Below are 14,381 nucleotides of genomic sequence, written 5' to 3'. Positions count from 1 at the left end.
TAATGCTGTTCGTTAAACGGGCTAAATCGAGTTATTCGCCTTGCTTTGCTCAGTTTTTCTTTGTAAGCGAGTTATGCAAAGTAGGTTCTTAACCAGAGCCCTATCGGGGAAGTAACGCCTGTTGCGATACTGCTAATCTTTCCATCTTTGATGATGACGATGCTTGGCGTAACATTGACTCCCCAACTTCTGCTGATCGATCCAGAGAGATCATTGATCACAGGGAAGTCATACTCTTTTGCCTCTAAGTAGCGCTGAACACGTTCGTCTGGGCCCGATGACAGAGCGACCGAAACCACTTGATGGGAGTCGTTGAAGCTATTGACGGTTGGGCTCACAAATTTGCAGGCGCCACACCAAGTTGCCCAAAAATAGACAATGACTGGCTTACCATTTTTGCTTAGCTCGATTACATCAATATCTTTGCCTTTGAGTGATTGACCCACAATTGGAATCGCGTCGCCCTGAGGCATGCTTCTGCTGTGATAAAAGTCCATCGCAAATGAAACCACGCCAACGATCAATATCATTGAAACCAGTTCCTTTCCCCACTTCTTAAGACGACTTGGCTTTTTGGTTTCACCCTTTACAACAGCACTGTCTTCAGTCGTGCTAGATTTATCTTCATTGTTGGGAGTCTTCATCAATTATCTCGCAGCGTTGATGGCTTGAACGACAGTGTCACTGTCGAGAATAACAGGCAGTGGAATACCGCTTTTATAGCTTGGGCCGTAGACGATATTAAATGGCACACCAAATCGACCATTACTTTGTAGGTATTGAGTGACACTTTCACTTGGTGTTGTCCAATCGCCTTTCATCAAAACAATGTTTTCTTGCTGTAGGTGGCTGTAGACAGGGTCTTGGAGAACGACGCCGATCTTGTTGGCCTTACAGGTTATACACCAATCAGCGGTCACATCGACAAATACCGTTTTGCCTTGCTCAACCAATTGAGGGATTTGTTTTGCATCTAGCTTTTGCCAAGCGAGATCGTCAACAATCGGTGTCGCCCAGTTATCAGCGGTAACACTACCGACGATCAATGCAGCACCAAACACCAAGGTTGTGGTTGCGACGATAGGAATAAGTACCTTGCGGCCCAACTTACGGCCAATCCAAATCAATACTGTAATCACGATAAACAGTGACAACAGGATCGTCGGGAATTTACCAATGAATGGGCTCATTAGGCTTGCTAACCATAGACTGGTAATGAACATCATTAAGCCAAATACCAGCTTAACTCTGAACATCCATGCCCCAGGTTTTGGAAGCAGTTTTGTAAGACTTGGGAACAGCGCGAAAATCAACCAAGGTGCACTCATACCGATGCCGAGTGCGATAAAGATACCCCACAACTCTTGGTAGCTTGCCCCAAGTGCATAAGCGACTGCGGTCCCTAGGAATGGAGCGCTACACGGTGTTGCCAACAGCGTAGCAAACATGCCTTGAATAAAGTGGCCTGAATGTGAGTCGTCGCCTTTAGTCGCCATCCAAGTGTTTAAGCCTGATGGTAGTCTGAATTCGAATAACCCAAGTAGGTTAATCGAGAACAGCAAAGTGATGATCAGCATGAACCCGATGAACCAAACATTTTGGAACTGGATTCCCCAACCAATCGCATTGCCACCCATTTTTAGAGCGGTCATGCTAAGGGCTAGGAGTGCAAATGACGTAATGACACCTGACGCAGAAGCTAAGAATGAGAGTCGGATATGTCGATTGGATGCACCTTGATTTTGAATGATGCTGTTTAACTTCATTCCTAATACAGGCAACACACATGGCATAATATTGAGGATCAAACCGCCAATCAAAGCAAAGCCGATCATTGCAAGAAAACCGTTGTTACTTGCTTGATAAGCAATAGGTTCTGAGCCGACTTGAGCCGTCATCTCTTCGGCAAAATTAGTGTCTGAAACCGTGACACTAACGGTGCGATCCGTTAAGTCGACTTCGCCTATCCAGTTGCTGACGTCAAATACCGCGGTCATCGTATTGCCGGTGATATGGACGGTTGGTTGAGCAAAGAAGTCATCGATGACTTCTTGCCCGTCAATCAACACCATCGGCTTATCCCAGCCTTCGTTACTGGTTAGTTGAGTGACCAGTTGTTGCTTGCTTTTGTCCCAAAATAGACCGTTCACTGAAGTCCGGCTCGCTTCTCTTGGAGATTGGCTCATGCCTTGGTTGAACAAGAACATCGCTTCTTCATCGAACTTCAATTGCTGTGTGTCGATAGGGAGTTCGATGTCATAGTCAGTCAAAACACAAATATTGGTGCACGACGGGAACGAGAGAGAAGCCCTAAATACAGCGGGTTGCGTTTTGTCTTTCAACGTTAGGGTGACAGGAAAGCTTACGTGCTTTTTGTATCCCAGCGTCATTACGTCTAGCTGCTCGTAGTACTTAGGTATAGGCCAGTGCCACTCTACTGACTCAATGTTTGTTGAACCAGACCAGTCCCAGCTTGGCGGAATGCCACCTTCGCCTGGGCTACGCCAATAGGTTTTCCAGTCGCCGTCGAGCACGACATCGAGCACGGTTTGGATCTTAGAGCCGTCATCCGACTGTTCACCCGTCGACATCATTCGCATCTTTACAGGCGGATGCTCAGGCACACTAAGCCAGCCCGTAGTCTGTGCTAAGGCGGTAAATGACGTCATAACCAAAAGGGCAGTGACTAAGGTTTTCGCGCATGTACGCATAGAGAATGCCAATGAATCGACAAACTTAGTTAGTAGTGTGTTGTACACAAATGTATCTCCAAAAAATAAATAAAAGGGTGTAGTAGCCCGGTTATTTACTCTCTAAATATACAGTGCTTTAAATGCAATCGGTGTTTTGTCGGTCGAGTAGAGCGATGATTGTCTCTAGATAATCTCGATATGTGAGGAGGTAAGTTAAACGCAATAGCAATAATAAGTACGAATGGGATCAGCCAACCGGTTTTTGGGGCGGCAAAGGTCAGCATTTTAGAACTCAGGCTGCATGAACTTGAATTAGGGGACGTTAACATTTTCGAGGCTTCTAAGCCGAAAACGCTGGCGTATAGAGCAGACATTTTTTCTGAAGAAGCAATGTCGGTTTGGGGATTACTGGTCTCTGTATGAGTTTGTGCGCCAACTAGGACTGATTTACTATTGGTGGGTGCAGATAACGATACTTTCTTTACGGCCAGGGTGCTCGCCAGACAAGTTACGATAACCAGTCCGGTAAGGAAGAGCGCCCAAAGCGAATGCTTTTGTCGGCGGTTCTGTGTGGATAAGAAAAGTAGCGATGTGTTCAGCAAATTAGTCAGTAATCAAATCTGTTAGTCGTTAAAGCGAGCTCATTGAATTGTGGCTAGCTTAGATAAGTTCTCTTCGCGTCACAAGTCATAAAATGGTTAAAGTGAAACTATGTATAAACGCGGGAAACTGCAGATACACGATAAACGACGCATAACCCCCAACTCATGCGAATACGACATTGAGCTATAGCTAAAGTTCACAACAACTGAAAGTTATCGCTAATTTATTCTGTATCGAGTGGTTTATTCGCGATGAGGCGATACAAAAAAGCCCAACAGATCTTATATGAACGTGTTGGACTTTAATCATTGGTGCTTTAGGAAAGGCTTAGTGAGTGCGGCGAGGGCCGTTACGTACTAAATCTTTGCCGTTATCAAACACTTCTTTGGTGATCCAGCGAGCGAGCAGAACTTTGTGGCTGCTGTTGAATACAGCAACGAAGTGACGACCATCTGAATTATTGGTTGCCATGCCTACACCTTCAACGCCTTCAAGACCCAAACCGCCAGCTTCCACTGAGATTAGGAACTTTTCTAGTTCTTCTAAGGATTCGATAATATCAAGTTCGTTGTTCATTTCTATGCTCTCTTGCTGTTAGCTAACATCGGATTTAAGGCGTTTTTGTGCATGTGCTTAAGTGACGATATTGGCTGTTGTTCTTTGTTGGTTGCGTACTCTACAGATCATAAGAGGGGATTGGAACTCTCAAATATTAGATACGTACTGATATTTTGCGAATTTTTAACACAACATACGTTTAAATGCTTGTTATCCATATTCTTTTTACTACTATTTAAGGGGTCAATTTAGACATTCATAGGAATTAACATGATAAAGGTTTGGCGTTGTCTATTTTTAATGTTGGCGTTTGTTGCATCAGGGAGTTTTGCACAAAGTGTCGATAAAATAGCAGAAGTACAAGACCAGCTAATGCTGGACCTAACAACATTAGAAACAGCGCACGATGCTGAGAAGCCGTTTCTAGAAGATATATTAAGACGAAAGAACCAAGCACTACGTAAAGAGATTTCCTCGCAATTATCATCCGATAAGAAGGAAGGCTTAGACGCTGTTCTTGCCCAACAGGTAGATCTTTTACAACATTTACTGTCATTGAACGAAGTCAAAATTGTCTCTATGAGCAAAGACAACCGCTCGGCTGAGGGGGATTCAAAAAAGCGTCTTGAATTGTTGATTCAAAAACGTATCGGAATGATGGATGATTACTATCAGCAACTCTCTAAAACCTTAAGTTGGTCAAAAGATCGAGGCGTTGATGTATCGGCTGCGGAAAGTCAGTTAAAAACCGCATTGGTTTCTCGTTCTCAATATCTGACCAATGCGATCCTGTATACAGACACACAGCGTCAAGACTTAGAAGCGCGTTTGTCTTTCGTGAATGAAGAAGAGAAAGCGATCATTAAAAAGGAGCTTGAACGCTTTAGCGAGCGAACCAGTGTTATGGTTGCGAGCTTGGAAGAGACCATCACGCTAATGGAACCGTACGGCGTGGATGTGACTTCTTACAAGCGCGTACTTTTAGCAACGACGGGTGATATCAACGCTGACGTGTTGGATGTTGATGTCGCACTCGAACTGCTAGATGGTTGGTTACGTTCGTTCAGCTCATGGGCTTTCGAAAATACCCCTTCTTTTATCGTTAAACTCGCTCTGTTTCTCGGTATTTTGTATATAACTCGTCTTATTGCTAACGTCGCTCGTAAGACCGTTCGTAAGAGTGTCTCGCACTCTAAAATGGACTTCAGCGTATTGATGCAGGAGTTCTTTGTATCTATTGCATCTAAAGCGGTCGTGTTTATTGGTTTGCTTATCGCCCTGTCTCAAATTGGGATTGAGCTAGCGCCACTACTAACGGGTTTCGGTGTTGCGGGTGTCATCATTGGTTTCGCATTGCAAGATACGCTGTCTAACTTTGCGTCAGGCTTGATGATCTTGATCTATCGCCCTTATGATGTTGGCGATATGGTTAAAGTGGCGGGTGTGCAAGGCACAGTAAAAGACATGAGTTTAGTGTCGACAACCGTTCAAACCATTGATAACCAACGCTTGGTGATTCCGAACAACAAGATTTGGGGTGACGTGATCAACAACATTACGGCAGAACGTGTGAGACGTGTGGACATGGTGTTTGGCATTGGTTATTCCGATGACATCGATAAAGCAAAAGCGGTATTAAACGACATCATCATTGCTCACCCTCTAGTACTTAAAAAGCCAGAACATATGATCAAGCTTCATACCTTGAATACGTCATCTGTTGATTTCGTAGTAAGACCTTGGGTTAAAACCGACGATTACTGGGATGTGTATTGGGATGTGACGGAAACCGTGAAGAAACGCTTCGATGAAGAAGGCATCACGATTCCATTCCCTCAACGAGATGTGCATATTTACAATCACGAAGAGACCTAAGCGAAAGAGCTAGTATGAAAAGCAATTTCGAATAGAGCTATTACGAAAAAAGCCAATACGAAAAAGCTAAGCGTGGCTTCGAGCCATCATTCTTAATGTGATATTAAATGGACGCTGAATACGCGTCCATTTTTATTGGTCGCCGTTTATATTGAGCTTCATTCTTTTATGTAACTCAACCACCTTAGAATTAAGTTATGATGGGGTAGGCTTAGTTTGGACAGTTGAAAGCGAATGGATGATTCACAGCAAAAAACGAACAGTAGAAATACAACAGTAAGAAAAGCAACACGAATTGAAAGCGTTATGAACTCTGCGATGTGGCATTTGACCCAGAGAGACATGACGGAAAGCGAGTTGATTGCGAAGCTCAAAGTGAAAACCGACAATCAAGAATGGATCGATGAAACTTTAGGGACTCTGAAAGGCTTTGGGTATCTCAAGTCTGACCAAGTGTTTGCAGAACAATTCGTGGAACAAGCTTTTTCTGGTGAATTCGGTTCTATATACATTGTCGAAAAACTGAAGAAGAAGGGCCTGACCGATTCAGTGATTTCTGATGCAATCCATAAAGTGTCGTTCGAAAAGTCTATCGATGAACAAACCATCTTGATAGACCGAATCAACCATTATTACACCAGCTTTACCATGAGCCGTGAAAAGCTGGTTGCGACACTGCAAAAGCGTGGTTTTAGCTATCAACAAGTTAAAGTGGCGATTGATCAGCACCCGCAAGCCCATGAACTTATGAGTAACATGCAAATTAAAGCAGAGAAGGCTGACTTAGAGAAAGAAGTGCTTAAGTATGCTCGTAAAGGCAAAGGCTTGACTGCTATTCAGCAAGAGCTCAGACAGCGACAAATCGACACCAGCGAGTTGTCATCGTTGGTCGACCGATTAACTAATGAGGAGCAACTGGATTTCTATTCATCTTGTTTGGAACAGCTGCAGAAGAAATCATATGACCTCAACGATCACAAAGAGCGTTCAAAGGCGTACGCAATGTTAAGTCGAAAAGGCTTTTCGTCGGATGAAATCAAATTTGCTCTGAGTGAAGGCAATGAGTAGCGCGCGTAATTGAACTCAAAAAGTTGAGTTCCAGAAACATCGAACGTTAAAATATAAACAGAAGAAGGGCACCGGAAGCCTTGTTTTAACGTGTCGTGTGCACGTTCTCTGCAATACCTAAACCATTGCGCAAAGCGAATTGAATAAGGTCATTGTGGCTGTTTAGATTCAGCAAACCTAACATGCGGTATTTGTGCGACTCAATGGTTCTCGAGCTTAAGTGAAGCTTATCAGCACACTCTTTTGCACTAAAGCCTTGAGCAATCAGCGCCAGAACCTTGGTTTGTTTTTTGGTGAGTAACAATAGCTTCTCACTGTCATCTTCTAATAAATTTTCGTTTTGTTTTAGTGTTCTGGCTAACGTTGAATGTTGCCAATAACAGAGCCAAAGTTCACAGACTAACTTTAAGCGTTGGATGTCTTCAAGAGCGAAGGTGGTGTCGTTGTCGTGAAAGTTAGTAAAAGACAATGCACCCCAGCGTTGGTTAAACAGCTGCAAAGGAATGATGCAGTGCCACCTTCCCCCTTCTTTATAGAGCTTCTTTAACACGTAGTTTTTGCTTGAAACGAGTTCGTTGCTGGTAAAAGCGAGATAAGTTTCATTGGTTTTTAAAAGTTTGAGGTAATCAAGGTAGTTACCACCGACCATACTCTTTATATCAACAGGAGGTATGTGTGCTTTGGAAACTGAGCACGTTTTTCCTTCTTCAAGTAAGACCATTGAATTGGGGTAAAGTGTTAAACGATCAATCCCAAACCAATCGAGTACATCAAAGCTTGCTTCTGACCAAGTTGTTTGAAAGTTTTTTGGATCGCTATTAATGAGAGATGTCGATTGTTTCATTAACAGTTGTTCAAAACTAAGGTTTAAAGCAGACACATTTTTCCTTTATAGATACATTCATTTGGTCAATGCACAAAAGATATTCGTTCGAGTAGCTCAGTGCAAGATAAGATTCTTATATATATCATAGGTTCTAATCTAAAGTTTTTTATAACTCTTAGTTCTATAACGTTGAGTGATAAGCAGTACATATACTGCATCAATTGAACGGTGTTTTTTAATAAGATCGGGCATTTCTATAGCCGAGTAAACACTGTGATAAGTTTAAGGACATTGCTGCCTATTTCAGTCTCGATGTTGAGCTTTTTTCATCCGACTACACACGCAAATAATTCTCCAATGTTTGTGTATGCTCAATCACCCATTCATTCAAATGTACTTTCAACACAACTTCGTTCTGCTCAACCCAATCGAGCGGGAACCGTTGAATTCAAGTCCTCTTATACTCAGGCTAGTATTTGGGCGCACACGAGTGCCTATTCGCTCGATTACTATCAGAACCAGTCAAATATTGCTGTTCAGTGGCAAGCTTCTCCTGTCTGGAAATCCGAGCTGGATTACCGAGTTTTGACTGCAAAAAATAATGGTTTAGACAATTTTGTGATGGGGTTTCATGACCTGTTTCGCATTGGCCAGAATGGTCGCGATCAAGTGGCTGAAGATCAGTTCACCATGGATTTTCATAATGCAGGTGTGCATGTGTCTGGTTTTGAAGGTGATGATTTAACCAACGCACTGACGTTCTACAATGAGATTCTGCTTTATTCTAGGGGGCCAATGTCGCTCTCTGCTGGTGGCTCTTTGTTTTACAACAACGTAAGAAGCGGGCAATTTGCCAGAACAAGCTTCGAACAAGGCGTTCAACTCAATTACAGCTATATCACATCAAGGCATAACTTTTTTTCTACGGTAGGCTTGGTTCACCGTAACGGTGATGACTACTTAGTTGGTTTAGAGGATTTCAGCGCTAGTTGGGCGGTGGGGTATGAGTATGTATTTAACGCTCGGCACAGTTTGTTACTTGAGTCTTTAAATTATCAAGGGTGGGCAAAGGATGACCCCGATTTCTCAGAACCTTCCAATGAAGTGGTTGTGGGTTATCGATATCGTTTTAACCAATTCGCCATCGAAGCCTTGATGATTGAAAACATTCGTAACATGGACAACAGTACTGACATCGGGTTTACGATCGGCTTGCGTTTCTCAATATAAAAGCCATATCAACATATCATTATGTAATTTAATTCATCATGGCTATAAAATTTGAGTAAATTTACGGTATATCAATAACGTAATTTTTTGAACAATAGCGCCACTCCAAAAGGCCGGACTAACAAGGCCGAATCAATATATACAGGTAGTGGTTATCATGAAAAAGACATTAGTAGCACTTGCGATTGCAAGCATTTCAAGTTCAGCTTTTGCTGTAAACACAAGCAGCCAAAACAGCCAGAACGAAGATATGTTTGCTTTTAACCCAATGCATAAAGATCAGTTCTCAGTATCTGGCTCTTTCGGTGTTGGTGGTTACTACGACACGGGCTCTAAAGCTTTTTACGATGACTGGGCTACAGGCCTTACTCTTGCAGTTAACTACCGTAACAACCGTATTGTTGGTTACTTCGAAACTGACTTAATGGTGAACTACACGACAGACAACAACGTATCTGCGAATGACGCAGCAACAGCTGGTTGGACAAACGGTATCGATACTGGTCCAGCAACAGATGTAGATAAAGCATGGCTAGGTTTCGATACTGGTTTCGGTATCGCTTCATTCGGTTGGGAAAACGACACAGCACTAGACAAAGTGGATGGCGCTGGCGATAACACTTACGAGTTTGGCGCTTCTGCTGGCGATGCTTCTGATGCATTCAACGTAGTTAAATTCCAAGGTGCAACTAATGGTATTGCTTACGCAATCTCTTACTTTGAGACTGATGACGATCATAACGACGCAGACAAAGGTGTGAACGGTTACGTTGGTATCGAGCAGGAAGTATTTAGTGTATACGCAGGTTACGAAGCTCGTGACGATGAGAAAGATTACGAAGTATACACTGTAACCGGTAGCATGAAGTTGGGATCAATGAAGTTAGGTCTTAACTCTTGGATCGATCAGGATGATGAAATGAAGAATACTGGTTTCTACTTCTCTGGTGGGTACTCACTGAGTGATGATCTGACCATCGCAGCAGGTTACGCTTTCAATACTAACGAAGAAGACAATCTATCAGACGTAGACTCTTCGTACATCAACGTCGCAGCTATGTACCGTATTGCCGATAACGCAGACATGGGTATCGATATCAAGCAAGACATTGAAGGCGCACGTTCAACTGGTAACACGCAATACGACGAAGAAACACACGTATTCGCTGCTGCATACTACTACTTCTAAGAACTTGAACTCGCGAGAGTTTAAGAATTTATAAGACATTTGATGATAATGGTGTAATAGCTTGCCCGGTCGTTACACCATGCTCTCTTCTTTTTGCAGTGTAAGCATCCACAGTTCGGCATGTGGTATGTCACTCAAGTGCTACGAGTGGAATTATTATCTGGAGAAATGTAATGATTAAAAGCATTACAGCCAAGGGTGTTATTTATGGAAATGATACCCTGTTTACGTGTAAACCGAATCGTAATGGATTATTTGAATTGGCGCGTAAACATGGAAGAGTCGCAGGTACTCGCCCACAAGATCTCAAGAATAAGGTTTATACTGAATCTCTTGATGAAGCTTGGAATCTACTCAAAACAGAGAAGTTTTATATTGTTTTGACGGGGCAAGTATTTGGCATTCATCGAAAATCATTGCGAAGTGCTGATTCTGTTGATGTTGAGTTTGATACTGAAATTCGCTCGACATGTGTCACGGTATAGATCCAAAGCTGAATACAAAAAGGACGATAAACTATCGTCCTTTTTTCGTTTTAGTTTTGGCTAAACCTTGGCTACAAAGGCTCAAACACAATCTATCAACTGTTGTTATCGGTCGTAGTTATCGCCCGTATTGCCCAACGATGAATTGCTCAAACTCATCACACATCTGATGGTTTGATTTGTCATTATTCGTTAACTCGCTTGTCCCATCAACGATCGATATCTTCGCATTCAAATCAGCAACTGGCGCACGCTCTCTTGTCGACAGTTGTTTGATTTTTTGCTCCTCAATACCCCAAGCTTCATCTGGCGATAAGTTGCACTCGTCTGCGAGGTATTTGGCATTAAAACCTTCCCCTGTCAGGTTTTCGATTGTCCCATTATGATCCACGCTATTTCCTTGGTGCCAATAGTGCTTAGCTAACAAAGGCCCGATCTCTGGGTTATCCGTTAAGTATCCAAACTTATCGGTGAAATACGCACGAGTTTGATATACCGCCATATGAGCCAACAGGTAACCTTGATACGCGCAAGAGGCTTCATCCGACAATAGGTGCGGGATCGCCATTAATGGGCGAGGGCTACAAGCCAATCCAAGAATCTTTTTCTCACTGCTACGAGCAAGAGCTGTAATTTTTTCAGGTGTCAGATCTTCATCCGCCAATTCGTAAAGTGCTCGCTCGAAATACGGAACCACTAAAATGCTGCGTTCTTGATAAGCTCTGAAGGGTTGTTTGTTATCGATGATTGCTTTGATTAACTCATCTGGTACTGCTTGGCCATCTGCATTGAGCGCGTATTGTTTGAGCCAATCGGCGTCATTCAACAAGCTGTCACAAAACATGGATTGTGTTTCGGCATAAGCCATCGAGGTTGGTGCAAACTCTTGAGAGAAACACGGTGCATTCATTTTTACGTTAGCAAAGTGCGCAGCGTGACCACCTTCGTGAAATAGTGTATTGATGCCATCATAACCGCTGCCAACTTGATCGGGCTTTGCGTTGCTTGTGAAGTTAACTTGAGCGGCTACCCAAGTGTCTTGATCGTAGAAAGAAGGGATAGGCCCATGGCAGAAGCCATTAGGGTACTTACCTTTGCGATCAAGCAGATCCAATTTTAATGTAGCTTGAGAGTATTCTATGTTGAGGCGGCCAAAAGATTCAATCCAGCGTCGAAGGGACTTTGAGAATGGAACATAAGGATCGAGATCATTCATAACGTCACCTGCAAAAGAGTAGGTAAAGTTGTGGGCTTGAAGTGCATTCTCTCCTTTCTGCTCTGTCAAATTGACTAGGCTTTGCTTATGGCTATCACGCGTACGTGCTTCGAAGTCGTCCAGAATTGCAAAAAGTTGCTCTGTCGTCATCTGTTCGGTTTTCACCACTGAGTAATCAAAGAAGGTTTTAAAGCCCAGTGATTGAGCAAATTGGTTACGTTTTTTGATCAGCTCAATAAATCCGTTAACCAGCAACCATTGCTCCAAATCTAAAAGTGCTTGATGTGCAGAAAGCCTAACTTGTTCATTACCATTACTTCTAACTGCTGAGCCCAAAACGGGCAGTGAACCTTCTGTTTCATCACCCGTTTCATTTACATAAGTCATGACATGATTCTGTTTTTTCTCAAACAGTTCAGCCTCAAACTTTATGAGATCGGCTTTAAGCTTTTGTGACTGTTCAGACTCAATCGCGTGAGATTTAAAGGTTGTTAGCCAACCATTCAATCCTGTTAGCGTACTCTCTTTTTCTTGGGGGTCTTGAATCTCATCGATAGCAGAAAGCTGGGCTTCGATAGCAGTAATTTTCTCGGCAGAACTAAGAAACTCAGTCCACTGGGTTTGTGCAAATGTTGACCCATCGTGGTCATCACTTATTCCCATGTAAGTATCCCAAAAGAAGTCTTCTTTTGCTTTGTGAGTCGCAAGATAATCTTGATTTAATTGGTTGAGATAGTTCGTTGCAGTCATGATGTTCCTTGAAAAATAACGCCTGATTTTCAAGATTATGACACATTCATAGGACGTATTTTGTGACGTTGCATATAACGGAATGTAAGTCACAATATCTCGGTTTACATTACGGCGTATGTGTGTAATGTAATTAACTGTTAATGATTTGTTGTTTGCTAGTATTGATTTTAAATAGTTCGCTGATTTCTCCAACCTTTAATTGAGTAAATTGATGTACTCAAGGTCAGCGCTTTTGTAAGGAAGAGGTTTAGGATGGATCCTATTTTATATATCGAAGTTGGTGGTGTTGTTTGGCAAGTATTTCCTGATGGTACTTGGCTTCAATTACCTGCTACGCAGTCAAAAGTTGAAGGCGTGCAAGTCGTCAATATTGAACCTCAGAATTTGCAAGAGGCTCAGCCCTTAACTGAACCACAAATAGAAGCTGTAGAGCAACAGTTGGAAGAGGTTGTCAGTCAACTCGTCAATAACATCGGAAGCACTCCTCAGCAACAGAATTCTGCGAACGATCAGCCTAGTTCTAGCGCTTCCTTTATTGCTTATGTCCGCTCCACATTAGATGAAACCCTCGCAGATGCGGGCTTTGATACTCGTCCCACTGAATATGAAGAGGAAGACACCACTTCAAACGATGGGAATCTAGATGCGCTGTTACCTAGTGCAGAACTGACCGTAGATATACTTGATGGCGGCGACGGTTACGAAAACCAGTTTGAAGTACCAGGTGTCACTATTAAGGGTACGGCTGTGGATGTTCGTGATGGACGAACAGTTGCAATTACCATCACCGATGTTAACGGCAACACATTAACTACCACCGCGATCACAACTAACGAAACCTATGTTGTGAATGGTGTCGATCTTACTTCTCTGGCTGAAGGCGATCTCCAAGTTGATGCGATCATTGCCGATGATTTTGGTAATAGTATCACTGCCAATGACTCCACAATCAAAGATACGCTAGCGACAATCGATGTCGACTTTGATGGCTTTGGTGATGAGTTTTATAACAAATTCGAAGTCAATAACGGTGCCTTAGTAGGTACAGTAACTAATGTTGAAGATGGTCAAACTATCTCCATCACGATTACGGATAGTAAAGGCCTGTCTGTGAGTTACTCAACAATAGTGTCTGGAAATAGCTGGACGCTCGAAAACCAAGATTATTCCAATTTCGCCGAAGGTGAACTCACTGTTGTTGCAAGTACCATCGATATTGCCGGAAACCCAACGTCAGCTAGCGATACCATTGTTAAAGATACGATTGACCGAATCCTTGTCAGATTCGATGGATTTGGCGATAACTATTATAACGAAAATGAAGTTAGCAAAGGCGCACTGATTGGTGCGATCTTCAATGTCGAAGATGGCCAAGCTATTGATATTACGATTACAGATAGTAATGGTTTGTCTGTTGACTACACCACAGTTGTTTTTGGCAATTTTTGGAGTATGAAAGACCAAGATTACTCTGGCTTCGCGGAAGGTGAGTTGACGGTTGTCGCTAGCACGACGGATGTAGCTGGCAATACGATTTCGTCTACCGACACAATTATTAAAGATACCTTAGTGAACATTGGTGTTGATTTCTCTGCATCTGATGATGAGTTTTATAATCAAGCAGAAGTCTCCAATGGGGCGTTGGTTGGTACTGTGGCAAATGTGGAAGACGGTCAAACTATATCTATCACGATCACAGATGCTAATGGCAAGTCGGTTGATTATTCAACTGCGGTATCTGGTGGTAACTGGACTCTGACTGGCCAAGATTACTCAGGTTTTGCAGACGGCGAGCTAACGGTTGAAGCTACGGTTACGGACATTGCCGGTAATACTGCTACTTCTAGCGATACTATCGTCAAAGATACACTGGCGGATATCAGTG

General features: G+C 42.8%; 11 protein-coding genes. 6 read left to right on the top strand and 5 right to left on the bottom strand.

What is annotated here, in order from left to right; all coding sequences use genetic code 11:
• Positions 1-71: 71 nt before the first annotated feature.
• The 3 genes from OQJ75_RS14835 to OQJ75_RS14825 all read right to left on the bottom strand — a co-directional run bounded on the left by OQJ75_RS14835 (position 72) and on the right by OQJ75_RS14825 (position 3,872).
• On the bottom strand, positions 72-644 hold the full coding sequence (locus OQJ75_RS14835; protein WP_265973981.1) for a protein disulfide oxidoreductase: 573 nt from the start codon (positions 642-644) through the stop codon (positions 72-74).
• A 3-nt stretch (positions 645-647) separates the two neighbouring features.
• Positions 648-2,711, bottom strand: coding sequence for a protein-disulfide reductase DsbD family protein (locus OQJ75_RS14830; protein WP_265973986.1), 2,064 nt, complete (start codon positions 2,709-2,711; stop codon positions 648-650).
• 912 nt (positions 2,712-3,623) lie between these two features.
• The gene (locus OQJ75_RS14825; RefSeq protein WP_248374926.1) at positions 3,624-3,872 is read right to left on the bottom strand and encodes a hypothetical protein; all 249 of its coding nucleotides are present in this window, start codon (positions 3,870-3,872) and stop codon (positions 3,624-3,626) included.
• A 252-nt stretch (positions 3,873-4,124) separates the two neighbouring features.
• Between OQJ75_RS14825 and OQJ75_RS14820 the strand changes: the two genes are divergently transcribed.
• On the top strand, positions 4,125-5,729 hold the full coding sequence (locus tag OQJ75_RS14820) for a mechanosensitive ion channel family protein (RefSeq protein WP_265973982.1): 1,605 nt from the start codon (positions 4,125-4,127) through the stop codon (positions 5,727-5,729).
• Between the two features lie 234 nt (positions 5,730-5,963).
• Positions 5,964-6,797, top strand: a complete 834-nt coding sequence (locus OQJ75_RS14815; protein ID WP_265973983.1) for a RecX family transcriptional regulator — start codon at positions 5,964-5,966, stop codon at positions 6,795-6,797.
• 85 nt (positions 6,798-6,882) lie between these two features.
• On the opposite strand, the gene OQJ75_RS14810 is transcribed toward OQJ75_RS14815, so the two are convergent.
• Positions 6,883-7,677: a response regulator transcription factor gene (locus tag OQJ75_RS14810; RefSeq protein WP_248374923.1), complete on the bottom strand. Its 795-nt coding sequence runs from the start codon at positions 7,675-7,677 to the stop codon at positions 6,883-6,885.
• A 258-nt stretch (positions 7,678-7,935) separates the two neighbouring features.
• On the opposite strand from OQJ75_RS14810, the gene OQJ75_RS14805 reads away from it, so the two are divergent.
• From OQJ75_RS14805 to OQJ75_RS14795, 3 genes are all read left to right on the top strand, one after another.
• Positions 7,936-8,853 (top strand): DUF3187 family protein, encoded by a 918-nt coding sequence (locus OQJ75_RS14805; RefSeq protein ID WP_416340680.1) that lies wholly within the window; start codon positions 7,936-7,938, stop codon positions 8,851-8,853.
• Between the two features lie 157 nt (positions 8,854-9,010).
• Positions 9,011-10,042, top strand: coding sequence for a porin (locus OQJ75_RS14800; RefSeq protein WP_248374921.1), 1,032 nt, complete (start codon positions 9,011-9,013; stop codon positions 10,040-10,042).
• Positions 10,043-10,215: 173 nt separating this feature from the next.
• The gene (locus OQJ75_RS14795; protein ID WP_248374920.1) at positions 10,216-10,527 is read left to right on the top strand and encodes a hypothetical protein; all 312 of its coding nucleotides are present in this window, start codon (positions 10,216-10,218) and stop codon (positions 10,525-10,527) included.
• A 118-nt stretch (positions 10,528-10,645) separates the two neighbouring features.
• On the opposite strand, the gene OQJ75_RS14790 is transcribed toward OQJ75_RS14795, so the two are convergent.
• On the bottom strand, positions 10,646-12,493 hold the full coding sequence (locus tag OQJ75_RS14790; protein WP_265973984.1) for a M3 family metallopeptidase: 1,848 nt from the start codon (positions 12,491-12,493) through the stop codon (positions 10,646-10,648).
• Positions 12,494-12,748: 255 nt separating this feature from the next.
• Here OQJ75_RS14790 and OQJ75_RS14785 point away from each other — a divergent pair.
• Positions 12,749-14,381, top strand: a 1,633-nt coding sequence (locus OQJ75_RS14785; protein WP_266067217.1) for an Ig-like domain-containing protein, incomplete at its 3' end; no start/stop codon positions are given.

The sequence above is a fragment of the Vibrio sp. 14G-20 genome (assembly GCF_026241515.1).
GTDB lineage: Bacteria > Pseudomonadota > Gammaproteobacteria > Enterobacterales > Vibrionaceae > Vibrio.
The sequence above is the reverse complement of the archived record's forward strand: the minus strand, read 5'-3'. Positions and strand labels throughout refer to the sequence as shown.

What these genes read in the sequence shown, in the direction of transcription:
- OQJ75_RS14795 (WP_248374920.1), top strand. Translation starts at nt 10,216, where the DNA reads ATGATTAAAAGCATTACAGCCAAGGGTGTTATTTATGGAAATGATACC.
- OQJ75_RS14800 (WP_248374921.1), top strand. Translation starts at nt 9,011, where the DNA reads ATGAAAAAGACATTAGTAGCACTTGCGATTGCAAGCATTTCAAGTTCA.
- OQJ75_RS14805 (WP_416340680.1), top strand. Translation starts at nt 7,936, where the DNA reads ATGTTGAGCTTTTTTCATCCGACTACACACGCAAATAATTCTCCAATG.
- OQJ75_RS14835 (WP_265973981.1), bottom strand. Translation starts at nt 644, where the DNA reads ATGAAGACTCCCAACAATGAAGATAAATCTAGCACGACTGAAGACAGT.
- OQJ75_RS14790 (WP_265973984.1), bottom strand. Translation starts at nt 12,493, where the DNA reads ATGACTGCAACGAACTATCTCAACCAATTAAATCAAGATTATCTTGCG.
- OQJ75_RS14830 (WP_265973986.1), bottom strand. Translation starts at nt 2,711, where the DNA reads ATGCGTACATGCGCGAAAACCTTAGTCACTGCCCTTTTGGTTATGACG.
- OQJ75_RS14825 (WP_248374926.1), bottom strand. Translation starts at nt 3,872, where the DNA reads ATGAACAACGAACTTGATATTATCGAATCCTTAGAAGAACTAGAAAAG.
- OQJ75_RS14815 (WP_265973983.1), top strand. Translation starts at nt 5,964, where the DNA reads ATGGATGATTCACAGCAAAAAACGAACAGTAGAAATACAACAGTAAGA.
- OQJ75_RS14820 (WP_265973982.1), top strand. Translation starts at nt 4,125, where the DNA reads ATGATAAAGGTTTGGCGTTGTCTATTTTTAATGTTGGCGTTTGTTGCA.